This is a genomic window from Amycolatopsis sp. AA4, from assembly GCF_002796545.1.
Taxonomy (GTDB): domain Bacteria; phylum Actinomycetota; class Actinomycetes; order Mycobacteriales; family Pseudonocardiaceae; genus Amycolatopsis.
In genome coordinates this window covers 710,971-733,952 of record NZ_CP024894.1, presented here as the reverse complement: position 1 = coordinate 733,952, position 22,982 = coordinate 710,971, and the positions used below count along the sequence as shown (strand labels likewise).

The window sequence follows — 22,982 nt, the reverse complement described above, 5'->3', positions numbered from 1 at the left end:
GCGTTATCCGGCGGAACGGCTCAGGATGTCGACCAGCTTGTCGGCGTCGGAGGCGACGCTGATCAGTTCACGGGTTTCCGGGCGCAGGAACCCTTTCTCCAGCATCTGATCGGCGAACGCGACCAGCGGCGAGTAATACCCGGCCACGTCGAGCAATCCGATCGGCTTGCGGTGAATGCCGAGCTGCGCCCAGGTCCACACCTCGAACAATTCCTCGAGGGTGCCGACGCCGCCGGGCAACGCGACGAACGCGTCCGACAGCGCGGCCATTTTCGCTTTGCGCTGGTGCATGTCGGCGACCACGTGCAATTCGGTGAGCCCGCCGTGCGCGATTTCCACGTTCGACAGCACTTCCGGGATCACGCCGATCACTTCGCCGCCCGCGGCGAGCGCGGCGTTGGCCACCACGCCCATGGTGCCGACGCTCGCGCCGCCGTAGACGAGGCCGATTCCCCGCTGCGCCAGCAGTTTCCCGACGCCGGCCGCCGCCTCGGCGTACTCCGGCGAAAAGCCCTGCGCTGAACCGCAGAACACACAGATCCGCATCAGTGCGTGTCCTCCCAAGCCTGATAAGACTCCTGCACGACGCGCACCGCGTCGTCGATGTCGTCGGTCAAGTGCAGCAGGTCGAGGTCCTTTTCGCCGATTTTCCCGCCGCCCAGCACGGATTTCGCGATCCAGTCGTACAGCCCGCCCCAGTATTCGGTGCCGAACAGCACCACCGGGAACTTCGTGACCTTCTTGGTCTGGACCAGCGTGAGCGCCTCGAACAGTTCGTCGAGCGTCCCGAATCCGCCGGGAAGGCAGATGAACGCCTGCGAGTACTTGACGAACATGGTCTTGCGCGCGAAGAAATAGCGGAAGTTCACGCCGAGGTCGACCCACGGGTTCAGGCCCTGTTCGAACGGCAGCTCGATGCCCAGCCCGACGGAGAACCCGCCCGCCTCGTTCGCGCCGCGGTTCACCGCTTCCATCGCGCCCGGGCCGCCGCCGGTCATCACCGCGAACCCGGCGTCGGCGAGCGCGGCTCCGATCTTGCGGCCCAGTTCGTACTCCGGGTGGTCGCGTTTGGTGCGCGCCGAACCGAACACGGTCACCGCGCGCGGAACCTCGGCCAGCGCGCCGAACCCCTCGACGAACTCGGCCTGGATCCGCAGCACGCGCCACGGGTCGGTGTGCACCCAGTCGCTCGGCCCCCGCGAGTCGAGCAGCCGCTGGTCGGTGGTGCTGCCCTGGTCGCGCCGATCGCGCCGGAGCACCACCGGGCCCTTGTGCCGCTCCACCGGACGTTCGGGGTACTGGCCGTCGGGAAACTCAGACTGTTCGCTCACCAGCCAAGCCTACGGGCCGGGCGGCCGCGGCGGGCGCCCGAGTCGGCACCGGAGCGTGACGGATCGGTTGCCCGCGGCTGAACGCGGGAAAGCGGACCACCAGCGGGTTCCGGTCCTGCTACCAACGGCCGGTTGTCGGCAACTACCTACGAAAGTCGCCCGGCCCGTCCCAAACCTGCGTTTTCCCTGCTACGGGGGCACTTGCGGGGAATAGTCCCGATCGCGCCCGGGGTCCCGCTGGTCCGTTCAGCGCATTGACCGCCCCCGTGAGCGCTTTTTTACTCACGGTGTCCGCGGCCTGATCAGCCCAGCTCAACGCGTTGCGCTTTTCCCCATCGTGTACCCCGAAAGGACTGTCGATGACGTCCAGAAGAGGGCTCGCCACCGGCATCGCCAGTGTCGCCGGTCTCGCCCTTTCCCTGCTCGCGCTGCCGGTGACCCCGGCATCCGCGGCCCCCGCCCAACCCTCCGCAGACCCGCAGGCCACCGCGATCGCGGCCGCCGACCGGGCCGCCGCCGCCGGCGCGGTCGGGCTCCGCAAGAGCTCGGCCGAGAGCCTGCACCGCGTCAGCACCACCCTGGGCGACGCCGGGCTGTATTACAACTCCTACGAGCGCACCTACGACGGCCTCCGGGTCGTCGGCGGGGATGCGGTGATCGTCGCCGACGGAACGGGCCGCGTGCGCGGCACCGACTCCGCCGAGAGCGCGGCCATCACCGTGGGCACCACGCCCGCGGTCGACGCGGCGCGCGCGGCTTCGGTCGCCCGCGGCCAGTTGCCGACCGTGAGCGCGGTGAGCAAGCCTGATCTGGTCGTTCTCGGCGGCGCACAGCCGAAACTGGCCTACGAGGTCGTCGTCAAGGGCCGCACCGCGAAGGCCCCGAGCAACCTGCACGTCTTCGTCGACGCCGCCACCGGCAAGGTCCTCGACCAGCGCGACGACGTGAAGGCCGAAAGCCCGGCGAAGGCCGCTTCGAACGCCGCGGCCCCGCGCGTGGCGGGCAACGGCAACAGCTATTACGCCGGCCAGGTCAGCATCGACACCAGCGGCTCCGGCAGCTCGTACTCGATGCGCGACCCGAACCGGCCCGGCATCAGCTGCGGCCGCGAGGGCGGCTCGGTGTTCACGAAGTCCAGCAACAACTGGGGCAACGGGCAGGGCACCGACCTCGAAACCGGTTGCGTGGACGTGCTCTACACGGTGCAGACCGAGTGGAACATGCTCAAGGACTGGCTGGGCCGCAGCGGAATCGACGGCAACGGCAACGGTTTCCCGGCGTCGGTCGGCCTGAACGACGTCAACGCCTACTGGGACGGTTCGTCCACCCACTTCGGGCATTCGCAGGACAACCAGCGCCAGGCGACCTCGATGGACGTGGCCGGCCACGAGTTCGGCCACGGCATCTTCCAGAACACGCCGGGCGGCGCGGGCTCGGGCAACGAGAACGGCGGCCTCAACGAGTCCACCGGCGACATTTTCGGCGCGCTGACCGAGTTCTACGCGAACAACCCGGTCGACACCCCGGACTTCACCGTCGGCGAGGGCGTGAACCTGGTCGGCAACGGCCCGATCCGCTACATGTACGACCCGAGCCGCGAGGGCGACCCGAACTGTTACTCGTCGTCGATCCCGAACACCGAGGTGCACGCGGCGGCGGGCCCGCAGAACCACTGGTTCTACCTGCTGTCCGAGGGCAACGCGCCGACCGACGGCCAGCCCGCCAGCCCGACCTGCAACAACAGCAGCATCACCGGCATCGGCATCCAGAAGGCAGGCAAGATCTTCTACAACGGCCTGCTGCACAAGACCTCGTCCTGGAACCACAAGGCGGCCCGCAAGGCCACCCTGCAGGCGGCCGTCGACCTGTTCCCGGGCAGCTGCACCGAGTTCAACGCCACCAAGGCGGCCTGGGACGCGGTGTCGGTCGGCGCGGTCTCCGGCGAGGCCACCTGCACCGGCAACCCGCCCGCGGGCAACGACTTCTCGGTCAGCCTGTCGCCCTCGTCCGCGACTGTCCAGCCTGGACAGTCGGCCACGTCGACGGTGACCACCAAGATCACCAACGGCAACGCGCAGTCGGTGAAGCTGACCGCGAGCGGCCTGCCCTCGGGCGCGACCGCGACGTTCAACCCGGCGACCGTCCAGTCCGGCGGCACCGCGACCGTCACGATCGCCACGACAGCCAGCACGCCGAACGGCACCAGCAAGGTCACGATCACCGCGACCGGCGCGAACGCCACCCACACCGCGGACTTCACGCTCACCGTGGGCAGCGGCAACCCCGGCGGCTGCGGCGGCGTGACGGCGTGGGACGCGAACAAGTTCTACGGTCCGGGCGACGTGGTCTCGTACAAGAGCCACAAGTGGACCTCGTCCTGGTACTCCGTCGGCGCTGAGCCGGGTGCGCCCGGTTCCTGGGCCGTCTGGACCGACAGCGGGGCCTGCTGACGCAGCAACCCGTTCGCAGATACCTCTGAACCAGCCGGGCACGGCGCCTTGTGCCCGGCTGGTTCGCGTTTCGGGCGCTTGTCCAGACCACTCGGCCTGAATTTGTCTAGACCATACGATCGGGGGTAGGCATCCCCCGGCCCGCCGCTTACCGTTTGCGGCACCACCGTTACCGGGGACGGGAGCCGTTGATGAACGGACGGAAGTCACGCTGGTTCGGGACCGCGCTGGCGGCCCTGCTCGCCCTGCCGCTCGCCGGGGTCGCCCCCGCTTCCGCGGCCGCTCCGCAATCGGACACCTGCGCGGTGAAGCCGAGACCCTCCGGCCCGGTCCTGCAGGGCTACTGGGAAAACTGGGACGGCGCGTCGAACGGCGTCCACCCCGGCATGGGCTGGGTGCCGATCAACGACCCCAGCATCGCCGCACACGGGTACAACGTCATCAACGCGGCCTTCCCGGTGATCCTCTCCGACGGCACCGTGCAGTGGGAAGACGGCATGGACTCGACGGTGAAGGTCTCCACCCCCGCCGAGATGTGCGCGGCCAAAGACGTAGGCGCCACGATCCTGATGTCCATCGGCGGCGCCGCGGCAGGCATCGACCTGTCCTCCAGCTCGGTCGCCGACAAGTTCGTCAGCACCATCGTGCCGATCCTGAAGAAGTACAACTTCGACGGAATCGACATCGACATCGAGACGGGTTTGTCAAGCAGCGGCGACATCAACTCGCTGTCCGCCTCGCAAGCAAACCTGGAACGCATCATCGACGGCGTACTGTCGCAAATGCCCTCCGGCTTCGGCCTGACCATGGCCCCGGAAACGGCATACGTAACCGGCGGCTCGGTCACCTACGGCTCGATCTGGGGCGCGTACCTGCCGATCATCAAGAAGTACGCGGACAACGGCCAGCTGTGGTGGCTGAACATGCAGTACTACAACGGCTCCATGTACGGCTGCTCCGGAGACAGCTACGAAGCCGGCACCGTGCAAGGCTTCACCGTGCAGACGCAGTGCCTGGACAAGGGCCTCACCGTACAAGGCACCACCATCCGCGTCCCGGTCGACAAACAGGTCCCCGGACTCCCCGCCCAACCAGGCGCAGGCGGCGGCTACATGGACCCCGGCTCAGTTTCCCAGGCCTACCAAAGCGTCCCCGGCCTCAAGGGTTTGATGGACTGGTCAATCAACTGGGACGGCTCCCGAGGCTGGACCTTCGGCGACAACGTCAAATCGCTGCAAGGCCGCTAAAAGCTGCTGTGGGCCGGGGTGCTGCGTACGTCGCCGCCCCGGCCTCAGCCCACCCACAGCCCGCCGGGAACCTCACCCCCGCGGCCTTTGTCCGTGAGGGGAACCCTCACGGACTCTGAGTCCCTCAGGGTTCCCCTCACGACCCACACTCCGCCGCCACCCGGGATGCGCCCCAACGCCACATTGGGTGCATCCCACGCACCCAACGCCACATTGGGTGCATCCCACGCACCCAACGCCACATTGGGGCGCTCCCCGCCCACCGCCCCACCCAAAGCAGCACCACCTAAGCCGCGCAACAAACCGCCACCGATGCACCCAACCATCGGGGCACCCACCCCTCCCCCAACCCCGATACAAAGCCGCCCTGCGGTTCGGGGGTGCTTGTCAAGGCATCTTTCCCGCCTTGACAAGCACCCCCGAACCGTCAGCACAATCGGCTTTCGGGGTGCCCCACCGCAACCGGGGACTGCAATGTCGCCCGCCAGGGCGACGAGAAGTCACCCCAAAAACGCCCTCAACACCTCAGCAACCCCCCGAATCTCCCCCACCCGAACATTCTCCTGCTGCGTATGCGCCAAAGTAGGATCCCCCGGCCCGAAATTCACCGCAGGCATCCCCAACGCAGCGAACCGAGCCACATCCGTCCACCCCAACTTAGCCGCCACCTTCCCCCCAGCCGCAGCCACAAGTTCCGAAGCCGCAGGCGAGGACAACCCAGGCAACGCCCCAGGCGACATATCCACCAACGTCACCTCAAACCCCTCAAACACCCCCCGAACATGCGCCTCAGCCTCTTCAGCGCTCCGGTCCGGCGCAAACCGATGATTAACCGTCAACACAGCCGCATCCGGAACGACATTCCCAGCCACCCCACCGGAAATCCCAGTAGCCTGCAGCCCTTCCCGATAAGTCAGCCCGTCAATATCGACCACCCGAGCCGAATAACGGGCCAACCGAGCCAACGGCTCCGCAAGAGCATGAATAGCGTTGTCACCCATCCAAGCCCGAGCAGTATGCGCCCGAGCCCCAGCCGTCCGAACCTCCACCCGCAAGGTCCCCTGACACCCAGCCTCAATCACCCCGTTGGACGGCTCCCCCACCACCGCGAGATCCCCGACCAGCCACTCAGGCAACTCCCGCTCAATCCGCCCGAGCCCGTTCCGAACAGCCTCAACCTCTTCATTGTCATAAAAAACAAACGTCACATCATGCCGAGGCTCCGGCAAAGTAGCGGCGAGATGCAAAAAGACCGCATCCCCGCCCTTCATATCCACCGACCCCAACCCATGCAACACAGCATCGTCCCCGGTACCGGTAAGCCGAGACGGCAGATTGGCATTCTCCGGCACCGTATCCAAATGCCCGGCAAGAATCACCCGGGAAGGTCGCCCCAAATTAGTCCGGGCCAGAACCGCGTCCCCATTGCGCACCACCTCCAGATGCGGCGCCTGTTCCACCAACGCTGCCTGCACCAGGTCGGCAAGCTTCCCCTCCTCCCCAGAGACGCTGAACACATCCACGAGGGCAGCAGTGAGCTCGGCCGGGTCGGCGCGCAGGTCAAGGGAGGTCATACCGGCACCGTACCCAGCCGGCGCGGGGGCTACCGTGAGGACGTGCGCACGCGAAGCTCCCTGGTCGCTCTCGGCGTCCTCGCCCTCGTCCTCACCGGCTGCGGCAACGAGGCCGGGCCGAAAGCCCGCCCTGGCGCCGGCGATCCGGGTCCGGACGCCCTGCCGACCAAGCTCGACGCGCTGTCGGCCGACGCCTGCTTCACCGGACCGCAGACGCAGCTGCCCAAGGGCTGTGAGAAATACGTCACCGAGGTCGGCAACACCGCCGGTTCGGTGCACAAGCTGGCGAAAGCGGGCAAGACGGTCAACCAGCCGCTGGACCGCGACGCGACCGCGATCGACCAGGCGGTCGGCGCGTTCCGCCAGGCGGGCTGCACGACCGTGCCGACCCCGGGCGGGGCGTGCACGCAGGCGCTCGTGTCGATCTCGGCCGCGCTGACCGAGGTCAAGCAGAAGGTGAACCAGCTGGCCACCACAGGTTGATCCGGCCCGCTTCGGCTACCGTGACCGGCGTGAGCGAGCAGACCCCTGACCCCGAAACGACCGGCGCCGTCGGCGTCGGGCTGGCCACCGTCACGTCCGACGGAACCGTGCTGGACACCTGGTACCCGCACCCCAAGCTGGTCGACGCAGGCGCCAGCCGCACCGAGCGGCTGACCGCGGAGCAGACCACCGAGCTGCTCGGCGAGTCCGCGGCCGCGCTGCTCGGCCCGGACACCGACCGCGGTGTCGAGGTCGTCGCGGTGCGCGTCACGATCGGCAGCCTGGCCACCGCGCCGGCCGACGCCCACGACGTCTACCTGCGCCTGCACCTGCTTTCGCACCGGCTGGTCCAGCCGCGCGGGCAAAGCCTCGACGGCATCTTCGGCCTGCTGGCCAACGTCGTGTGGACGAGCCACGGCCCGTGCCCGGTCGAGGGCTTCGAGCAGACCCGGCTGCGGCTGCGGTCGCGCGGCGCGGTCGCCGTGTACGGCGTGGACAAGTTCCCCCGGATGGTCGACTACGTGCTGCCGACCGGCGTCCGCATCGCCGACGCCGACCGCGTGCGGCTCGGCGCGCACCTCGCCTCCGGCACCACCGTGATGCACGAGGGCTTCGTGAACTACAACGCGGGCACGCTCGGCGCGTCGATGGTCGAGGGCCGCATCTCGGCGGGCGTGGTGGTCGGCGACGGCAGCGACGTCGGCGGCGGCGCGTCGATCATGGGCACCCTGTCCGGCGGCGGCACCGAGGTGATCTCGATCGGCGAACGCTGCCTGATCGGCGCGAACGGCGGCGCGGGCATCTCCCTCGGCGACGATTCGGTGATCGAGGCCGGGCTGTACGTCACCGCGGGCACCAAGGTCGAGGTCGACGGCAAGACGGTCAAGGCCCGCGAGCTGTCCGGCATCTCCGGCGCGGTCTTCCGGCGCAACTCGGCGACCGGCGCGGTCGAGGTCGTGCCGCGCGGCGGCGTCGGCATCCAGCTGAACGAGGCACTGCACGCCAACTGATCCAGCTGTTCGAGAGGGTGCGCTTCCCGCCGCGGAAGCGCACCCTCTCGCTGTTTCGGCGGGCTCCGCCGCGAACGTCGTTCACCTACCATTGACCAGGTGACTTCCGAAGCGACCAGCCGCCGCCGAACGCCGGAACCGACGACGCCGGCCGCTCTCGGGCTCCCCGCCGAACCGGCGAAAGCGGGGCCCGAGGCCCCGGCCGCCGCGCACGTCCGCGCCAAACTCGACCACGAACTGCGCGAGCTGCTGTCCCGCGAACCAGGCACCCGGGCCGGGACAGATCCGGAAGATCTGCACCAGATGCGCGTGGCGCAGCGGCGGATGCGGAGCGTGCTGAAATCGACCGGCGCGCTGATCGGGCCCACCGCCGAACCGGTGCGCGCCGACCTCGGCTGGCTGGGCCAGGTCCTCGGCGAGGTCCGCGACTACGACGTGCTGATCGGTCACCTGCGCGAGGTGATCGCCGAGTTCGACGTCCGGGACCAGCCCGCCGGACGACGCCTGGTGTCCCGTTTCGTCTCCGAACGCACCACCGCCCGCCGCCGGTTGAACCGCGCGCTGTCGAGCCCTCGGTACGCGACCCTGCTGCAGAGCATCGCCCAGCTGTCCCGCGCCGCCGAGCACGAGATCGACGAAACGCCGTCCGAGAAGCCCGGGCTGGCCGCCGACGTGCGAAAGCCGTACCGGAAACTCGCCCGCGCGGTCGCCGCTCTCCCCCCGAATCCTCCGGACGACGACCTGCACGCCTTGCGCATCCACGGCAAGAAACTCCGCTACACCGCCGAATTGGCGCGGTCCGCAGCTAAGAAGAAGCAGGCCGGGAAGCTGTCCGAACTGATCAAGGCGACCCGCAAATTCCAGACCGTGCTGGGCGATCACCAGGACGCGGTCTTCGCCGCGGAGAAGGTGCGCGGCGTGCTGACCGACGCGGATGCGGAGGTCGGTTTCGTAGCGGGCCGGATTGTCGAACACGAACTGGCCAAACGCGCCCGCGCCCGCGACACCTGGCTCGACGTCTGGCACCGCATCGAAGCCGCCGAGCACGCGGTCAGCTGACCGACCACACGTACCCGTCCGGCCGCACCAGAACCCGCTTCCCCGGCGCACCCTCATACGCCGCGTACGCGTGGCCGCCCGCGTCCACGAACTCACCCGCGGCCCCCTTCGGCAGGATCCGGTACGCCGGATGCTCCGTCCCGAGCGGCCCGTCGCCGAAGACCAGTTCTGTCGCATGTGGACCCTGGAACAGTTCGAACAGCCGCACGCTCTTGCCGTTCGCGTCCACGAGCGGCGCGTCCGGCGCCCGGTCCCCCGGCTGCAACGCCCCCGTGCCGGCCGGGGACAGCGGCCCGCCCCGGTAGGTCAGGTCGAGCTGCTGCGTCTCCGGGCCGCGTTCGTGCGCATCCTCGGCACCCTCCTTGTACTTCTCCAGCAACGCGGTGCTGACCCCCAACACCCGCGCCGCGACCGCGCGTCGTTCCGCCTCGTAGCTGTCCAGCAGCTCGGGCGAGCCGTCGGCTAGCTTCCAGCCGAGGTTGTACGCGTCCTGCACGCCGGTGTTCAGCCCCTGTCCGCCGGTCGGCGGGTGTACGTGCGCGGCGTCCCCGGCGAGGAACACCCGGCCCTTCCGGAACGCCGCGGCCAGCCGAATGTTCGGCCGCCACACCGTGGACCACGCCAGGTCGAGCAGCCGGATCCCGCCGCCGGACACCGCGTCGAGGTGCTCCTGCAACGCGCTCAGCGAGGTGCCCGCGTCGCCGTCGCCGAGCGGGGAGGCGAACTGGAAGTAGGGCGTGCCGGCAAGCGGCGTGAACGCGACGCCGGACATCGGCTCGTCCGCCTTCGCGAACCAGTACGCCGAGCCGTGGTCGAGCCCCTCCGCCGAGACGTCGCCCAGCAGCATCCGGATCGACTCGTCAGTGGTCCCCTCGAACGCGATCCCCAGCGCCTTGCGCACGAAGCTCTTCCCGCCGTCCGCGCCGACCAGGTAGTCCACGCGCAGTGTCTCGCCGGTCGACAGCTCCGCCGTGACGCCCTCCGCGTCCTGCGTGAAGCCGGTCAGCGCGGTGTTCAGCTCCACCCGCACGCCGAACTCGGCCAGCCGGTCCCGGAGGATGCCCTCGGTCTGCGACTGGCCGAGGAACCAGGCATTCGGATACGGCACCGCCGGCGTCGGCTCGACCGGCTCGGCCATCCGCCGCACCATCGTGAACTCCCCGTCGAGATACACCCGCATCTCGTGCGGCGGCGCACCCGCGGCGAGCACCGCGTCCAGCACGCCGAGGTCCTCGAAAACCTCCATCGTGCGCGGCTGCAGCCCGTCGCCGCGCGAGCCGACGAAGTACTCCGCCGCCTTGTCCACCACCCGCACGCCGACCCCGCACCGCGCCAGCTCGATCGCCAGCGTGAGCCCGGTCGGGCCCGCTCCCGCCACCAGCACCGTCATGTCCCTCGCCCTTTCGGTGAATTAGAATTCAGTGAATCTGAATTCAGAGTGCCCGCTGATAGCGTTCGCGTCAAGGGAGGTGCCGGATGACAGCGACGAGCCGCCGGGACAAAGCCGCCGAAACGGAAACGGCGTTGAAGGAAGCGGCCAAGCGCGTGTTCGCGGCCAAGGGCTACCTGAACACGAAGATCACCGACATCACCAAGGAAGCCGGCCGCGCCGCGGGGTCGTTCTACAACCACTTCGCGAGCAAGGAGGAACTGCTGGTCGCGCTGCTGGCCGACCTGGCGGCGGACAGCGACCAGCAGGCGGCGGGCGAGGGCCATCTGTCCGATTTCAGCGATCCCGCCGCGGTCCGCTGGCACGTGCGGCAGTACTGGGACTTCTACCGCGCCAACGCGCCCACGATGCTCGCGCTGCGCCAGGCGGCGATGGTGAACGAGGACTTCGCCGCGACGTACGCGAACTTCGGCGCCACCCAGGCCTCGGACGTCGAGGACCACCTCGAACACGTCACCGCGGCCGGCCTGCGGCTTCCGGCGAACACGCAGCTCACCATCGCGATGATGTACCAGCTGATCGACAACTTCGCCCAGATGTGGCTGCTGACCCCTCCGCCGGCGGGCTGGAACCAGCCGTCGGACGAGGAAGCGATCGAGGCGTTGACGCGGTTCGTCTACCGCGGTTTCACCGGCCGCGACTACTGAACCCACAAGCCCGGCAGTACCCGGCGCGGAGGTGCTGAACCGGCCGCACGGTGCCGCTGAGAAAACCCCAATGTGGCATTGGGTGCATGCGACGCACCCAATGTGGCGTTCGGTGCGTCAGATGCACCCAATGCCACATTGGGGCGCTTTGGACTGGACGGCGGATCAAGCGGGAGCGAGGCGCGGCTAGCCCTGAGCGAGCCGCTCCGCGGCTGCCTCGATGCGCTCGTCCGTGGACGTCAGCGCGACCCGCACGTGTTCCTTGCCCGCGGGCCCGTAGAACGTGCCCGGAGCGACCAGGATCCCGCGTTCGGCGAGCCACTCCACGGTCGCCTGCGCGGATTCCCCGCGCGTGGCCCAGAGATAGAGCCCGGCCTCGGAGTACGTGATCTCGAACCCGCTGTCCTGCAACGCCTTCCGCAGCACGACGCGCCGCGCGCGATAGCGTTCGCGTTGCGCGGCAAGGGCTTCGTCGTCGGTCAACGCGGCCACCATCGCCTGCTGCACCGGGCGCGGCACGATCATGCCGGCGTGCTTGCGCACCTCCAGCAACTGTGCGACCAGCTTGGCGTCTCCGGTCACGAATCCGGCGCGGTAGCTCGCGAGGTTCGCCGACTTGGACAGCGAATGCACCGCGAGCAGCCCGTCCGTCTGTCCACCGTGGACGGACGGATGCAGCACCGACAGCGGTTCCGCCTCCCAGCCGAGCGAGAGGTAGCACTCGTCGGACACCACGACGGTGCCGCGCTCGCGCGCCCATTCGACCACCTTGCGCAGGTGGTCGACGCCGAGCACGCGGCCGGTCGGGTTCGACGGCGAGTTCAGCCAGATCATCGCCGGGCGGCGCGGGCCGAGCTGGGTCAGCCCGTCCGCGCGCACCACCTCGGCACCCGCGAGCAGCGCGCCGACCTCGTACGTCGGGTACGCCAGCTCCGGGATGACCACCACGTCGCCCGGCCCGAAGCCGAGCAGCCGCGGCAGCCAGGCCACCGCCTCTTTCGAACCGATCGTCGGCAGCACGGCGTCCGATTCGACGCCGGTGATCCCGTATCGCCGCTGCAGCGCCGCGACCGCCGCTTCGCGCAGCTCAGGCGTGCCGTGCGTAGCCGGGTATCCGGGGATCTCCGACACCGACGCGAGCGCGGCGCGGATCGAGTCCGGCACCGGGTCGACGGGCGTGCCGACGGAAAGGTCGACGATGCCCCCGGGATGCGCCTGCGCGCGGGCCTTGACCTCGGCGAGCGAATCCCAGGGGAAGTCGGGCAGCCGGGTCATTCGCCCTGCGGGGGCAGAGCCTTGATGAACCCCGGGTCGTGCGCGGTCTTGCCGACCTTGGACGCGCCGCCGGGCGAGCCCAGCTCGTTGAAGAAGTCGACGTTCGCCTTGGTGTAGTCGGACCAGTTGTCCGGGACGTCGTCCTCGTAGTAGATGGCCTCGACCGGGCAGACCGGCTCGCAGGCGCCGCAGTCGACGCACTCGTCCGGGTGGATGTACAACATCCGCTCGCCCTCGTAGATGCAGTCCACGGGGCACTCGTCGATACACGCCTTGTCGAGCACGTCGACGCAGGGCTCGGCGATCACGTAGGTCACTGCGTACTCCTGGCTTCTCCTGCTGGGCCGGTCGGTGCGGACATTACGCGCTTCCCTGGCCCCCGGTGGTGGTTAGGCGACCCTTATCCCACCCCTGGAAACGGGGCGGATCCGCGCCGCTCAGCGCTCCCGGCGACGCGGTTTCGGCGCGTTCCGGGCATCGCCGGTAATCGTGAACGCGGGTCCGGCGGGCTTGCCGTCCTCGCGTTTCTCTTCGAGAGTCCGCTTGAACCCGTCGGCGATCTCGTCGACAAGCTCGTCGTTGTGCCGGTCGTCCTTGCGCGCGTAGCTCATGGGTTCTCCTGCGGAACGGGACAGCTCTCTCCGTCACAATCTAACCGTGAACTCCCGGGAAAAGCTCGAAATCGTGTGCGCGAAAGCGTGGCCGGCGGTGGTCGAGGAGCCGCTCGGAGAATGGACTTTGCGCTGGGCGGACGGCTTCACCGGGCGCGCGAACAGCGCACTCGCGGTCGGCGACCCCGGCCGTCCGGTCCCGGACGCGCTCGCCGCCGTATGTGACTTCGCCCACGCCCGCGGCATTCCGCCCGCGGTTCAGGTGCTGGAAGACAGCGAACTGGAGCGCGAAGTGGCCGCCGCGGGCTGGCGCGAGCAGGTCGAGCACGCCGCCGGGCACCGGGTGTCGGTGCTGACCGGTCCGCTGCCGTCCGGGCCTTCGCCGGACGCCGAGGTGCTCGACCAGGCGACGCCGGAATGGTGGGAATTGGCCGTGGACACTTCCGCGCCGAGTTCCGCCCAGCGGCACGTCGTGACCACCGGAAAGGTCGGCTACGGCGTCGTGCTGGCCGACGGGACGACCGCGGGGGCGGTGCGCGGCGCGGTCGTGGACGACTGGCTGCACGTCGCCCGGCTCGCGGTCGCGCCGGAGTTTCGCCGCCGCGGCCTGGCCACCACGGTGCTGCGCGCGCTCGCCGATTGGGGCCGCGCGCACGGCGCCGGCAAGTGGGTCCTGCAGGTGGCGGTGGGCAACGCCGGCGCGCTCGCGTTGTATTCCGCGCTGGGCTGTTCGGAGCACCACAGGTACCGGTACTGGGGCCCGGCACCGCGGACGTGCGAGGATCGCCAGTCGTGAAGATCGTCGTACTGGTTGGCGGGGTGGGCGGCGCCCGCTTCCTGCTCGGGGTCAAGACCGCACTCGGACTTCCCGCGATCGGCGCGGGAGAGTCCCCGCACGAAATCACCGCGCTGGTGAACACCGGCGACGACGTGTGGATGCACGGCCTGCGCATCTGCCCGGATCTCGACACCTGCATGTACACCCTCGGCGGCGGGATCGACACCGAACGCGGCTGGGGCCACGCGGGCGAGACCTGGACGGTCAAGGAGGAACTCGCCGCCTACGGCGCGGAGCCGACCTGGTTCGGGCTCGGCGACAAGGACATCGCGACGCACCTGATCCGGTCGCGGATGCTGCGCGCGGGCTATCCGCTGTCCCAGGTCACCGAGGCGCTGTGCGACCGCTGGCAGCCCGGCGTCCGGCTGCTGCCGATGTCGGACGACCGGGTCGAAACGCACGTCGTGATCGACGATCCGGAGAACCCGGAACAGCAGAAGGCCGTGCACTTCCAGGAGTGGTGGGTGCGGTACCGGGCCGGCGTGCCCGCGCATTCGATCGTCGCGGTCGGCAACGACGAGGCCAAACCCGGTCCGGGCGTGCTCGAAGCGCTGGCCGCGGCGGACGTCGTCCTGTTCGCGCCGTCGAACCCGGTCGTGTCGGTCGGCACGACGCTCGGGGTGCCCGGCGTGCGCGACGCGCTGCGGAAGTCTCGCGCGAAGGTCGTCGGGGTGTCGCCGATCATCGGCGGGAAAGCGTTGCGCGGCATGGCCGACGCGTGTCTCACCGCGATCGGCGTGGAGACCTCCGCGGAGGCGGTCGGCCGCCACTACGGCGCGCGTTCGGAAGGCGGCGTGCTCGACGGCTGGCTCGTCGCGCCGGAGGATCACGAGGTCACGGTGCCCGGCGTGGACGTGCGCGCGGTGCCGCTGCTGATGTCCGATGTGGACGCGACGGCGGACATGGTCCGCGCGGCGCTCGACGTGGCGGGGGTTTCCAGTGTCTGATCACGCTTCCCAGAAAATCGAGATCCTGCCGGTCCCCGGGCTTCCGGAGTTCCGTCCCGGCGACGACCTGACCGGCGCGATCGTGTCCGCCGCGCCGTGGCTGCGCTCTGGTGACGTCGTCGTGGTGACCAGCAAGGCGTTTTCGAAAATCGAGGGCAGGCTCGTGCGCGTGCCGAGCGACCCCGAGGAGCGCGACGCGGCCCGGCGCAAGCTGATCGAGGAAGAATCGGTGCGGGTGGTCGCCCGGATCGCGCGCACGATGATCACCGAGAACCAGCTGGGCATCGTCCAAGCCGCGGCCGGGATCGACGCGTCGAACGTGCGCGGCGACGAGGTAGCGCTGCTGCCCGCCGACCCGGACGCGTCGGCTTTGGCTCTGCGCAACGGTTTGCGGGAGCGGCTGGGCGTCGAGGTGGCCGTGGTCGTCACCGACACGATGGGCCGGGCCTGGCGGGTCGGCCAGACGGACGCCGCGATCGGCGCGTCCGGCCTGCGCGTGCTGCACGGGTACGCCGGACAGGTCGATTCGCAGGGAAACGAGCTGGCGGTCACGGAAATCGCGATCGCGGACGAGATCGCCGCCGCGGCGGATCTGGTGAAGGGCAAGCTCGGCGGGCTGCCGGTCGCGGTCGTGCGCGGCCTGGAGATCCACGACGACGGCTCCACCGCGCGGGATCTGATCCGCCCGATCGAAACCGACCTGTTTCGCTTGGGCACCAACGAATCCATCGCGCAGGGCCGCCGGGAAGCCGTGCCGCACCGGCGTTCCGTCCGGCAGTTCAGCGACGAGCCCGTCGACCCCGAGGCCCTGCGCCGCGCGGTCGCGTCCGCGCTCACCGCGCCCGCGCCGCACCACACGCACCCCGTGCGGTTCATCTGGCTGCGCGACGAAGGCCTGCGCCGCAAACTCCTCGACGCGATGCGCGCGTCCTGGGAAGCCGATCTGACCAGCGACGGCTTCACCCCCGAGCAGATCGCGAAACGCCTTTCCCGCGGCGACATTCTTTATCGGGCACCGGAACTGGTCATCCCGTTCCTGCTGCCCGAAGGCGCGCACATCTACCGCGACGACCGGCGAAACCGGCACGAGCGCACCATGTTCACCGTCGCCGCCGGCGCGGCCGTGCAGGGCCTGCTGGTCGCGCTGGCCGCCGAAGACCTGGGTTCGTGCTGGATCGGCTCGACCATCTTCGCCGCCGACCTGGTCCGGTCCACTTTGGATCTGGACGAGCAGTGGCATCCGCTCGGCGCGGTCGCGATCGGGCACCCGGCCGAGCCCGCTCCCCCGCGCGGACCGCTTTCCACCGGCGATTGGCTGATCGAACGATGACCCTGCACGAGTCCGCCGTCGCCGCGCTGACCGAGTGGAAACCGGAGTCCGCGGCGCAAGAGTCGCTGCGGCAAGCGTTTCTCGGCTTCCTGGCGGCGCGGCCGGACACCTGCCAGCGCTCCTGCGAGGCCGGGCACCTGACCGCGTCCGCGGTGGTCCTCGATTCGACCGGCACGCAGGTCCTGCTGACCCTGCACCCGCGCGTCGGCCGGTGGCTGCAACTCGGCGGGCACTGCGAACCGTCCGACGCGTCGCTGTCCGAAGCCGCGCTGCGCGAGGCGACCGAGGAGTCCGGCATGAGCGGCCTGGTGATCGGCGAAACGCCCGTGCACCTGGACGTCCACCCGATCACCTGCTCGCTCGGCGTCCCGACCCGGCATTTCGACGTCCGGTACGTGGTCCACGCGCCGCCCGGCGCGGAACCCGTGCGCAGCGAGGAATCCGACGACCTGCGCTGGTGGCCGGTCGACGCGCTGCCCGCGGGATCGGAAGATCTGGCCGAACTGATCGCGGCGGCCCGTTAACCTGGTCGCATGGACCTGGCGCGACCGCACCTGCACCCGGGCGACACCGGCGCGGCCATCAGCGGATGGGTGGTGCTGATCGGCTTCGCGGTGGCGTTCGCGCTGCTGGCGCTGGGCATTGTGGTGAGCGTTCGAAAGAAACGGCGGCAACGATGAGCATCACCTACGACCCGGCTTCCTCCGTTCCGCCGTTCGAACAGGTCCGGACGTCGCTGGCGAACCAGATCAACGACGGCACCCTGGCCGTCGGCACCAAACTCCCGACGGTGCGCGGACTGGCCGCGCAACTGGGCATCGCACCGAACACGGTCGCGCGTGCTTATCGAGAACTCGAGGAAGCCGGTCTGCTGGAAACCCGAGGCAGAGCAGGCACTTTCGTCGGCGCGACCGGCGACGAAACGCTGTCCCGAGCCCAAGCCGCCGCGGCGACGTACGCCGAGGTGATCCGGGGTCTGGGCCTGTCGCCCGAACAAGGCGTGGCGATCGCGGAGGCTGCCCTGCGCTGAAGGCGGCGAGGAATTAGCATCTGGTTTCGTCCGTGCCCGACCCGAGGGGAACCTCATGCTGAAATTCGTCCTGCCGGGCGCGCTGATCCTGCTGCTGGTGGTCATCCTGGTCCTGAAATTCACGATGGGACGGCCGAAGCAGCCGCCACAGGCCGGTCCGGGGCAGCATCCGGGGCAGCCTCCCTACGGCCAGCCTCCGTACGGGCAGCAGCCGCAGGGCCAGTACCCGCCGCAGCAGTTCCCGCCGCAAGGCCAGTACCCGCCGCAGGGGCAGTACCCGCCGCAGCCGGGCCAGCAGCAGTATCCGCCGCAGCCCGGGCAGCAGTACCCGCCGCAGCAGCCCCCGCAAGGCTGACGCGTTTCACCGCGCCTCCCCGCCTGCGCGGACTACGATGAGGTCTCGTTCAGGGGGAGGGTTTCACTGTGGCGTTGCAGCCTTGGCATCTCATGGTTCTGCTGCTGGCAGCGGGCCTGGTGGTCGCGATCGTCGTCGCCGTGCGGGCTTCGGCCAAGCGGAAACAGGGACCGCCGCCGGGTTATTTCCCGCCGCAGCCGGGCCAGCAGCAGTACCCGCCGCGGCACCCGCAGAACCCGTACCCGCCGCGCTGATTCACATCGCCCGGTAATCCCGCAGCTCGATCCGCGGCCCGAACCGGGGCCGTCGAGCCCCGGCCGCTCCGAGGTACCGGATCGCCCGCTGCCGTTGTGGCGCGTACGGCGCGAGCACCTCCGCCATCTCCTCGTCGTCGATCTTCCGCCCGAGCAGCGTGTGCCCGACCACCGCCGGGATGTTGTAGTCGCCGAAGCTGACCGCGTCCGGGTCGCCCCACGCGCGCTGGGCGATCTCCGCCGCCGTCCACACGCCGATGCCGCGCACCTTCCGCAGCCACGCGCGTCCCTCGACCCCGCGCAGTCGCACCGCTTCTTCCAGCCGCGGGGCCACGCGAGCCGCCTCGATCAAGGCCGCGCGGCGCTTCACGTCCACGCCGATCCGGTGCCAGTTCCAGTCCACAATGGACCGAATGGCGACCGGATCCGGCGGCACGCGCAGGAAGTCCGGGCCCGGGCCGGGGGCGCGCGTGCCGAACCACCGGCACAGCTCCGCCCACGACCGGATCGCTTCCTTGCCGCTCACCTTCTGTTCGAGGATCGCCAGCACCAGCGCGTCCCACACCCGCCCGGTCGACCCGAGCCGCAGCCCGGGAGTGTCTCGGCGGGCCGCGGCGATCACGTCGTGGTGCGCGACGAATCCGGTGTCGTCATCGTCCGCGCCGAGCAGCGCGGGCACGCCGTCGAGCAGGAAATCCGCGCCCTCGCCCCAGGCCTCGGCCTCGACGACCCCGTCCGGCCGGTGCAGCAGCGCCAGCGTCCCCTTGCCGCCGGGCGTGTTCGCGGCCAGCCACCAGACGCCCCGGTCGCGCCGGAAGTTCAGGGACCCGCGCCCACGGCTCAGCGGACCCAGCACCTCAGCCAGGTCCACCGGAAACCCCGGACGCCACTCCATCACGCGTCGCTCGAAAACCGGATGCCGCCGTCCGGCACCTCGACGCCGGGCCAGATCCGCACGCCGTCGAGCAGTTCGCAGCGAGCCCCCACCGACGCGCCGTCGCCGAGCACCACGCCGCGCAGCACCGCGCCCTCGCCGACCCGCGCGCCGCGGCCCAGCACCGAATTCTCCACAATCGCGTCCGCGCCGATCACCGCGTCGTCGAACACGACCGAACCGGACACCGTCGCGTCCTTCCCGACGACGGCTCGCGCACCGATCGTCGTCCCGCCGGCGAGTTTCGCTCCGGGGAAAACGGAAGCTCCGTCCAGCGCGAGAAACTCGCCGGTCGGCCCGGCCAGCGCGGACGTCGGCGCGACCCCGCGAACCAGATCCGCGCTGCCGCGGACGAACGCCTCCGGGGTGCCGACGTCGAGCCAGTAGGAAGAATCGACAAATCCGTGCAGATGCGCGCCGTTTTCGAGAAGACCGGGGAACGTCTCGCGTTCCACCGACACGCGGCGCCCGGCCGGGATGGTCTCGATCACCGGACGGCGGAAGACGTAGCAGCCGGCGTTGATCTGGTCCGTCGGCGGGTTCGGCGTCTTCTCCAGGAAAGCGGTGACGCGCCCGGCGGAGTCGGTCGGCACCGAACCGAACCGGCTCGGGTCGGCGACGCGCTGAAGGTGCAGCGTCACGTCCGCGCCGGAGTCGAGGTGGGTGCGCAACTGGGCGTGCAGGTCGGCCCCGGAGAGGATGTCGCCGTTGAAGACGATCGCGTGGTCGGCGCGCAGCCGGTCGTAGACGTTGCGGATGGCGCCGCCGGTGTCGAGCGGCTCCTCCTCCACGACGTACTCGATCTCGAGGCCGTGCGCGGACCCGTCGCCGAAGTACTCCTCGAACACCTCGGCCCGGTACGACGTGCCGAGCACCACATGCCGGATCCCGGCCGCGCGGATGCGGGAGAACAGGTGGCTCAGGTAGGGCGTTCCCGCCGTCGGCAGCATCGGCTTCGGCGCGGACAGCGTGAGCGGGCGCAGCCGCGTGCCCTGGCCGCCGACCAGTACGACGGCGTCGACCTCGACCTCGGACGTCACAGAAATCTCCTTTGTATCACGCACCGCTGAGCGACAAGCCGCGGGAAACGTGGGCGGCGCGGGCCCCGAGGGCCTACCCTAGACAGGAAACAGGCGGGCCTTTCCCTAGAGGCCCCGGGTCAGTCGGGAGGCCGAGGGGAATGGACCCCCGCGATCGCGCGGACGCTCTGCTCGCACGCGCACGATCCCGCGGCGCCTTCGTGGTGACGCCGGACAACATGACGTCTCCGATGGATTCCTCCAGCACTCAGCAGATCTCCGCCTCGGTGGTCTCCGGGCTGGACCCCGACACGACGACGCAGCTGCCCGCGTCGCTGATCGAAGAGAACGACCATCCGCTGGCGGCCGGCACGCGCACCCAGCCGTCGCCGCATCCGCTGGCCCAGCCGACGCCGACGCGGCCGCTCGAACTCCCCGGCGCGCAGAACACCCTGCCGCAGCCGACGGTGCCGAACCCGGCCGGTCCGCAGAAGACGACGCCGCTGGTCCCGCGCCCGCAGGCAAAGCCGGTGGCGAGCCCGCTGAAGGACCCGGCCGAGGAGGAAATGACCGGCCTGGTCCCGACGGTCAAGCAGAACAGCGGACGGTCCAATCTGTCCCGGCGGCTCGACGGGCTGTGATCCGCGCGGGATCTTGACGACCGCACAGTGCTGCGGCCGTTGCGCATCCGGACGCCTCGCGGAGGCAGCCCGGACGTCCTTTGCGGACTCCTCAGCCCTTGCGGGTCTCCAGCTTCACCCGCACCGCCAGCCCGAGCTTCACCGCCGCCAGCACCGGCTTCCACAGCAGACCCTGGTGCCGGTCGGCGAGGTAGCGGTAGGCGCTCGCGTGATGGGCGCGCAGCATCTTCGCCGACGCGCGCGACGTCGAGTGGCCACCGATGTGCATCACGCTCGACGACGGGGCGTAGACGTTCTGCCAGCCCGCCTTCGCCAGCCGGTCGCCGAGGTCGACGTCCTCGAAGTACATGAAGTAGCGGGTGTCGAAGCCGCCGACGGAGTCGAACGCCTCGCGCCGGAAGAGCTGGCAGGAGCCGGAGAGCCAGCCGGACGTGCGCTCGGCCGGCGCGGCGTTCTCCTGGCGGTATTCGCGGGTCCACGGGTTGCCCGGCCAGATCTTGCCGAACACCGCGTGCCCGATCCCGCGCCCGAACGACGGCAGCAGCCGCGCGGACGGGTAGACGGTCCCGTCGAGGTCGTGGATCAGCGGACCGAACGCGGCCCCGCGCGGCCAGCGCTGGGCGACCTCGAGCAGCGCGTCGAGCGAGCCCGGCTCCCATTCGAGGTCCGGGTTGACCACGACGACCCAGCCGTAGCTGTCGTCGAGCGCCGCGACGCCGCGGTTGGCGGCCGTCCCGTAGCCGACGTTCTCGCCGATGCTGACGAGCGTCACGTTCTCGCGTTCGGCGGCCTTCTCCGGAGCGCCGTCGGTGGACGCGTTGTCGGCGACGACGACGTGCACCTCGCGGTCAGTCGCCTTGTCGAGCGTGTCGAGGAACTTCTCGAGCGTTTCGCCGGGGAAGTAGGTCACGGTCACGACGCCGACGCGGTCACCATACGTGCGCTGCTCAGTCACCGCGCCATTGTCCACTGCTCACGGACGGCTACGTCAGCCCACCGGGCCGGTCACCCGCAGTGAACCTCGGTCACGCCTGCAGTTCCGCCAGTTCGTCGTCGATCAGCAGGCCCGGGTCGAACTTCATCCCGGTGAAATGCCCGGCCAGCTCGAGCGAAAGCACCCCGTGCAGCCGGGTCCAGAAGGACAGCGCGCGCCGCACCGCGCCGGTCCCGGCAGTGTCGCTCTCCACCCACTCGCGATGGGTTTCCAGGTGCACGTGGAAGGTGGTGGCCGACTTGGGTTCGCCCAGCGCCGAGTTCGCCTCGATCAGGACTTCCATGACCTCGTTGGAGATCGCCGTCGTGTCCGGCGGCGCGTGGTAGCCGGGCACTGGCGTGCCGTAGATGAGGAAGTAGCGCTGCGGATCGGTCTTGGCCCAGTCCCGGATGACGTGCGCGAGGGTCAGCAGGTCCGCGCCGGAATCCGCCGCCGCGCGGACGGTGTCGGCGAGGCTCCGGAAGGCGTCCCGGATCAGCGCGGTGATCAGCTCGTCCCGGCCGCGGTAGTACCGGTACAGCGCGGGCACGGTCATGCTCATTTGCTTGGCGATCGCGGTGAGCGACAGCGCGGGCAGCCCCGCTTCGGCGATCTGCTGCCGGGCGTGCTGCTTGATCTCCTCGCGCACCTGCGCGCGGTAGCGCTCCCGGGGTGCCTGTTCGGCCATCGGCTGGTTCCCTTCGTTCCTCTCCGGGCAGTGTAGTTAAGCCCCTTCACTCCCGCTATTGACGTTCACGTTCGCGGGCCGGTACGGTCGCCCTTGAAGTTAATACTATTAACTACAACTAATGGGGCTCACTTATGCCGAACCTGCGCGCTGCACTGTTGGCCGTTCCGCTCGCCGCCGGGCTGCTCGGTGCCGCACCCGCCCAAGCCGACACCGCGAATTCCCTTGCCTGCCAAGGAAAAGGCATTGACCCGACAGCTCAGCTGCACCACCGCGCGGAAACCTTCGTCAAGGCCCCGCTGAGCACTGTGTGGCGACTGCACACCCGCGTCGAAGGCTGGCCGCACTGGCAGAAGCCGGTGACGAGCATGAAGCGCCTCGACCCGGGTCAGTTGCGTCCCGGTTCGCGATTCCGCTGGACCACGCCCGCTCCGGCCACGCCGTCGACCCCGGCTACCACGCTGGTCATCACGTCGACCGTGCACCAGATCGAGCCCGGCCAGTGCGTCCGATGGTCCGGTCCGGCGATCGGGCAGGGCCTGCGGATCGACCGGGGAACCCACGTGTGGAACTTCGTCCCGGTGCGCGGCGGGGTCGTCGTCCGCACCGAGGAAAGCTGGACCGGCCAGCAGATCGAGGCCGACCCGGCCACCACGCTCAAGTACCTGGCCCCGGGGCTGGACCTCTGGCTCGCCGATCTCAAGACCGCCGCCGAAGCCCGCTGTCAGCACTGAATCCCTGGAGAATCGTCATGTCCGCTTCTCTCGCCGCACGGTAACCGCATTCTTCGTCGCGAGCGGAGTCGCGGTCGCAATAGCCCACCAGGTACGCGTAAT

27 protein-coding genes are annotated in these 22,982 nt (G+C 69.8%); 16 read left to right on the top strand and 11 right to left on the bottom strand.

Annotated elements, in window-relative coordinates; translation table 11 throughout:
• Nucleotides 1-3: 3 nt before the first annotated feature.
• A complete protein-coding gene (locus tag CU254_RS03660; RefSeq protein WP_009072868.1) occupies nucleotides 4-546 on the bottom strand; it encodes a TIGR00730 family Rossman fold protein in 543 nt (180 codons plus the stop codon).
• Nucleotides 546-1,331 carry a TIGR00730 family Rossman fold protein gene (locus tag CU254_RS03655; protein ID WP_009072867.1) on the bottom strand — a complete coding sequence of 262 codons (786 nt, stop codon included), beginning with the start codon at nucleotides 1,329-1,331 and terminating at the stop codon, nucleotides 546-548. Before CU254_RS03655 ends, CU254_RS03660 begins: the two co-directional genes overlap by 1 nt.
• A gap of 359 nt (nucleotides 1,332-1,690) precedes the next feature.
• Here CU254_RS03655 and CU254_RS03650 point away from each other — a divergent pair, with 359 nt between their 5' ends.
• Entirely contained in the window at nucleotides 1,691-3,781 is a 2,091-nt protein-coding gene (locus CU254_RS03650; RefSeq protein WP_009072865.1) for a M4 family metallopeptidase, read from the top strand.
• A 191-nt stretch (nucleotides 3,782-3,972) separates the two neighbouring features.
• Nucleotides 3,973-5,028 (top strand): chitinase, encoded by a 1,056-nt coding sequence (locus CU254_RS03645; protein ID WP_037712425.1) that lies wholly within the window; start codon nucleotides 3,973-3,975, stop codon nucleotides 5,026-5,028.
• A gap of 500 nt (nucleotides 5,029-5,528) precedes the next feature.
• Here CU254_RS03645 and dapE read toward each other — a convergent pair whose 3' ends face one another.
• Nucleotides 5,529-6,602, bottom strand: coding sequence for a succinyl-diaminopimelate desuccinylase (gene dapE / locus CU254_RS03635; RefSeq protein ID WP_009072860.1), 1,074 nt, complete (start codon nucleotides 6,600-6,602; stop codon nucleotides 5,529-5,531).
• Between the two features lie 42 nt (nucleotides 6,603-6,644).
• On the opposite strand from dapE, the gene CU254_RS03630 reads away from it, so the two are divergent.
• The 3 genes from CU254_RS03630 (at nucleotide 6,645) to CU254_RS03620 (ending at nucleotide 9,154) form a co-directional block, all read left to right on the top strand.
• Nucleotides 6,645-7,085 (top strand): hypothetical protein, encoded by a 441-nt coding sequence (locus tag CU254_RS03630; RefSeq protein ID WP_037712423.1) that lies wholly within the window; start codon nucleotides 6,645-6,647, stop codon nucleotides 7,083-7,085.
• Nucleotides 7,086-7,114: 29 nt separating this feature from the next.
• The gene (dapD, locus tag CU254_RS03625; protein ID WP_037716539.1) at nucleotides 7,115-8,095 is read left to right on the top strand and encodes a 2,3,4,5-tetrahydropyridine-2,6-dicarboxylate N-succinyltransferase; all 981 of its coding nucleotides are present in this window, start codon (nucleotides 7,115-7,117) and stop codon (nucleotides 8,093-8,095) included.
• A gap of 99 nt (nucleotides 8,096-8,194) precedes the next feature.
• Entirely contained in the window at nucleotides 8,195-9,154 is a 960-nt protein-coding gene (locus CU254_RS03620) for a CHAD domain-containing protein (protein ID WP_009072856.1), read from the top strand.
• Here CU254_RS03620 and CU254_RS03615 read toward each other — a convergent pair.
• Nucleotides 9,147-10,544, bottom strand: coding sequence for an FAD-dependent monooxygenase (locus tag CU254_RS03615; protein WP_009072854.1), 1,398 nt, complete (start codon nucleotides 10,542-10,544; stop codon nucleotides 9,147-9,149). The two genes, CU254_RS03620 and CU254_RS03615, sit on opposite strands and share 8 nt — an antisense overlap.
• 86 nt (nucleotides 10,545-10,630) lie before the next feature.
• On the opposite strand from CU254_RS03615, the gene CU254_RS03610 reads away from it, so the two are divergent.
• Entirely contained in the window at nucleotides 10,631-11,251 is a 621-nt protein-coding gene (locus CU254_RS03610; protein ID WP_009072852.1) for a TetR/AcrR family transcriptional regulator, read from the top strand.
• A gap of 186 nt (nucleotides 11,252-11,437) precedes the next feature.
• On the opposite strand, the gene dapC is transcribed toward CU254_RS03610, so the two are convergent.
• From dapC to CU254_RS43580, 3 genes are all read right to left on the bottom strand, one after another.
• Nucleotides 11,438-12,526, bottom strand: coding sequence for a succinyldiaminopimelate transaminase (gene dapC / locus CU254_RS03605; RefSeq protein ID WP_009072850.1), 1,089 nt, complete (start codon nucleotides 12,524-12,526; stop codon nucleotides 11,438-11,440).
• Nucleotides 12,523-12,843 carry a ferredoxin gene (gene fdxA / locus CU254_RS03600; RefSeq protein WP_009072848.1) on the bottom strand — a complete coding sequence of 107 codons (321 nt, stop codon included), beginning with the start codon at nucleotides 12,841-12,843 and terminating at the stop codon, nucleotides 12,523-12,525. The genes dapC and fdxA overlap by 4 nt, the downstream gene beginning before the upstream one ends.
• 120 nt (nucleotides 12,844-12,963) lie before the next feature.
• Nucleotides 12,964-13,137, bottom strand: coding sequence for a hypothetical protein (locus tag CU254_RS43580; protein ID WP_009072844.1), 174 nt, complete (start codon nucleotides 13,135-13,137; stop codon nucleotides 12,964-12,966).
• A 46-nt stretch (nucleotides 13,138-13,183) separates the two neighbouring features.
• Here CU254_RS43580 and CU254_RS03595 point away from each other — a divergent pair, with 46 nt between their 5' ends.
• From CU254_RS03595 to CU254_RS42870, 8 genes are all read left to right on the top strand, one after another.
• A complete protein-coding gene (locus tag CU254_RS03595; RefSeq protein ID WP_037712421.1) occupies nucleotides 13,184-13,933 on the top strand; it encodes an N-acetyltransferase in 750 nt (249 codons plus the stop codon).
• Complete coding sequence (gene cofD, locus CU254_RS03590; protein ID WP_009072843.1) at nucleotides 13,930-14,922, top strand: 2-phospho-L-lactate transferase; 993 nt, start codon at nucleotides 13,930-13,932, stop codon at nucleotides 14,920-14,922. Before CU254_RS03595 ends, cofD begins: the two co-directional genes overlap by 4 nt.
• Nucleotides 14,858-16,252 carry a coenzyme F420-0:L-glutamate ligase gene (locus tag CU254_RS03585; RefSeq protein WP_009072841.1) on the top strand — a complete coding sequence of 465 codons (1,395 nt, stop codon included), beginning with the start codon at nucleotides 14,858-14,860 and terminating at the stop codon, nucleotides 16,250-16,252. Before cofD ends, CU254_RS03585 begins: the two co-directional genes overlap by 65 nt.
• Entirely contained in the window at nucleotides 16,249-16,776 is a 528-nt protein-coding gene (locus tag CU254_RS03580; protein ID WP_037712417.1) for an NUDIX hydrolase, read from the top strand. Before CU254_RS03585 ends, CU254_RS03580 begins: the two co-directional genes overlap by 4 nt.
• A 9-nt stretch (nucleotides 16,777-16,785) precedes the next feature.
• Nucleotides 16,786-16,932: an LPXTG cell wall anchor domain-containing protein gene (locus CU254_RS03575; protein WP_078560688.1), complete on the top strand. Its 147-nt coding sequence runs from the start codon at nucleotides 16,786-16,788 to the stop codon at nucleotides 16,930-16,932.
• Complete coding sequence (locus CU254_RS03570; protein ID WP_009072837.1) at nucleotides 16,929-17,282, top strand: GntR family transcriptional regulator; 354 nt, start codon at nucleotides 16,929-16,931, stop codon at nucleotides 17,280-17,282. Before CU254_RS03575 ends, CU254_RS03570 begins: the two co-directional genes overlap by 4 nt.
• Nucleotides 17,283-17,337: 55 nt before the next feature.
• Complete coding sequence (locus CU254_RS03565) at nucleotides 17,338-17,637, top strand: hypothetical protein (RefSeq protein ID WP_009072835.1); 300 nt, start codon at nucleotides 17,338-17,340, stop codon at nucleotides 17,635-17,637.
• A 68-nt stretch (nucleotides 17,638-17,705) separates the two neighbouring features.
• Nucleotides 17,706-17,891, top strand: coding sequence for a hypothetical protein (locus CU254_RS42870; RefSeq protein WP_009072833.1), 186 nt, complete (start codon nucleotides 17,706-17,708; stop codon nucleotides 17,889-17,891).
• Between the two features lies 1 nt (nucleotide 17,892).
• On the opposite strand, the gene CU254_RS03560 is transcribed toward CU254_RS42870, so the two are convergent.
• The gene (locus tag CU254_RS03560) at nucleotides 17,893-18,786 is read right to left on the bottom strand and encodes a DNA-3-methyladenine glycosylase (RefSeq protein WP_037712415.1); all 894 of its coding nucleotides are present in this window, start codon (nucleotides 18,784-18,786) and stop codon (nucleotides 17,893-17,895) included.
• On the bottom strand, nucleotides 18,786-19,865 hold the full coding sequence (locus CU254_RS03555) for a sugar phosphate nucleotidyltransferase (RefSeq protein WP_009072830.1): 1,080 nt from the start codon (nucleotides 19,863-19,865) through the stop codon (nucleotides 18,786-18,788). The genes CU254_RS03560 and CU254_RS03555 overlap by 1 nt, the downstream gene beginning before the upstream one ends.
• A gap of 140 nt (nucleotides 19,866-20,005) precedes the next feature.
• Between CU254_RS03555 and CU254_RS03550 the strand changes: the two genes are divergently transcribed.
• Nucleotides 20,006-20,485 (top strand): hypothetical protein, encoded by a 480-nt coding sequence (locus tag CU254_RS03550; RefSeq protein ID WP_009072828.1) that lies wholly within the window; start codon nucleotides 20,006-20,008, stop codon nucleotides 20,483-20,485.
• 91 nt (nucleotides 20,486-20,576) lie between these two features.
• On the opposite strand, the gene CU254_RS03545 is transcribed toward CU254_RS03550, so the two are convergent.
• Complete coding sequence (locus tag CU254_RS03545) at nucleotides 20,577-21,440, bottom strand: glycosyltransferase family 2 protein (RefSeq protein WP_199785785.1); 864 nt, start codon at nucleotides 21,438-21,440, stop codon at nucleotides 20,577-20,579.
• Nucleotides 21,441-21,510: 70 nt separating this feature from the next.
• The gene (locus CU254_RS03540) at nucleotides 21,511-22,146 is read right to left on the bottom strand and encodes a TetR/AcrR family transcriptional regulator (protein ID WP_009072824.1); all 636 of its coding nucleotides are present in this window, start codon (nucleotides 22,144-22,146) and stop codon (nucleotides 21,511-21,513) included.
• Nucleotides 22,147-22,280: 134 nt separating this feature from the next.
• Between CU254_RS03540 and CU254_RS03535 the strand changes: the two genes are divergently transcribed.
• On the top strand, nucleotides 22,281-22,880 hold the full coding sequence (locus CU254_RS03535; RefSeq protein ID WP_009072823.1) for an SRPBCC family protein: 600 nt from the start codon (nucleotides 22,281-22,283) through the stop codon (nucleotides 22,878-22,880).
• Nucleotides 22,881-22,982: the final 102 nt, after the last annotated feature.

What these genes read in the sequence shown, in the direction of transcription:
- dapE (WP_009072860.1), bottom strand. Translation starts at nt 6,602, where the DNA reads ATGACCTCCCTTGACCTGCGCGCCGACCCGGCCGAGCTCACTGCTGCC.
- CU254_RS03565 (WP_009072835.1), top strand. Translation starts at nt 17,338, where the DNA reads ATGCTGAAATTCGTCCTGCCGGGCGCGCTGATCCTGCTGCTGGTGGTC.
- CU254_RS03535 (WP_009072823.1), top strand. Translation starts at nt 22,281, where the DNA reads ATGCCGAACCTGCGCGCTGCACTGTTGGCCGTTCCGCTCGCCGCCGGG.
- CU254_RS03615 (WP_009072854.1), bottom strand. Translation starts at nt 10,544, where the DNA reads ATGACGGTGCTGGTGGCGGGAGCGGGCCCGACCGGGCTCACGCTGGCG.
- dapC (WP_009072850.1), bottom strand. Translation starts at nt 12,526, where the DNA reads ATGACCCGGCTGCCCGACTTCCCCTGGGATTCGCTCGCCGAGGTCAAG.
- CU254_RS03660 (WP_009072868.1), bottom strand. Translation starts at nt 546, where the DNA reads ATGCGGATCTGTGTGTTCTGCGGTTCAGCGCAGGGCTTTTCGCCGGAG.
- CU254_RS03650 (WP_009072865.1), top strand. Translation starts at nt 1,691, where the DNA reads ATGACGTCCAGAAGAGGGCTCGCCACCGGCATCGCCAGTGTCGCCGGT.
- CU254_RS03575 (WP_078560688.1), top strand. Translation starts at nt 16,786, where the DNA reads ATGGACCTGGCGCGACCGCACCTGCACCCGGGCGACACCGGCGCGGCC.
- CU254_RS03550 (WP_009072828.1), top strand. Translation starts at nt 20,006, where the DNA reads ATGGACCCCCGCGATCGCGCGGACGCTCTGCTCGCACGCGCACGATCC.
- CU254_RS03580 (WP_037712417.1), top strand. Translation starts at nt 16,249, where the DNA reads ATGACCCTGCACGAGTCCGCCGTCGCCGCGCTGACCGAGTGGAAACCG.
- CU254_RS03570 (WP_009072837.1), top strand. Translation starts at nt 16,929, where the DNA reads ATGAGCATCACCTACGACCCGGCTTCCTCCGTTCCGCCGTTCGAACAG.
- CU254_RS03610 (WP_009072852.1), top strand. Translation starts at nt 10,631, where the DNA reads ATGACAGCGACGAGCCGCCGGGACAAAGCCGCCGAAACGGAAACGGCG.
- CU254_RS03645 (WP_037712425.1), top strand. Translation starts at nt 3,973, where the DNA reads ATGAACGGACGGAAGTCACGCTGGTTCGGGACCGCGCTGGCGGCCCTG.
- CU254_RS03540 (WP_009072824.1), bottom strand. Translation starts at nt 22,146, where the DNA reads ATGGCCGAACAGGCACCCCGGGAGCGCTACCGCGCGCAGGTGCGCGAG.
- CU254_RS03560 (WP_037712415.1), bottom strand. Translation starts at nt 18,786, where the DNA reads ATGGAGTGGCGTCCGGGGTTTCCGGTGGACCTGGCTGAGGTGCTGGGT.
- CU254_RS03585 (WP_009072841.1), top strand. Translation starts at nt 14,858, where the DNA reads ATGTGGACGCGACGGCGGACATGGTCCGCGCGGCGCTCGACGTGGCGG.
- CU254_RS43580 (WP_009072844.1), bottom strand. Translation starts at nt 13,137, where the DNA reads ATGAGCTACGCGCGCAAGGACGACCGGCACAACGACGAGCTTGTCGAC.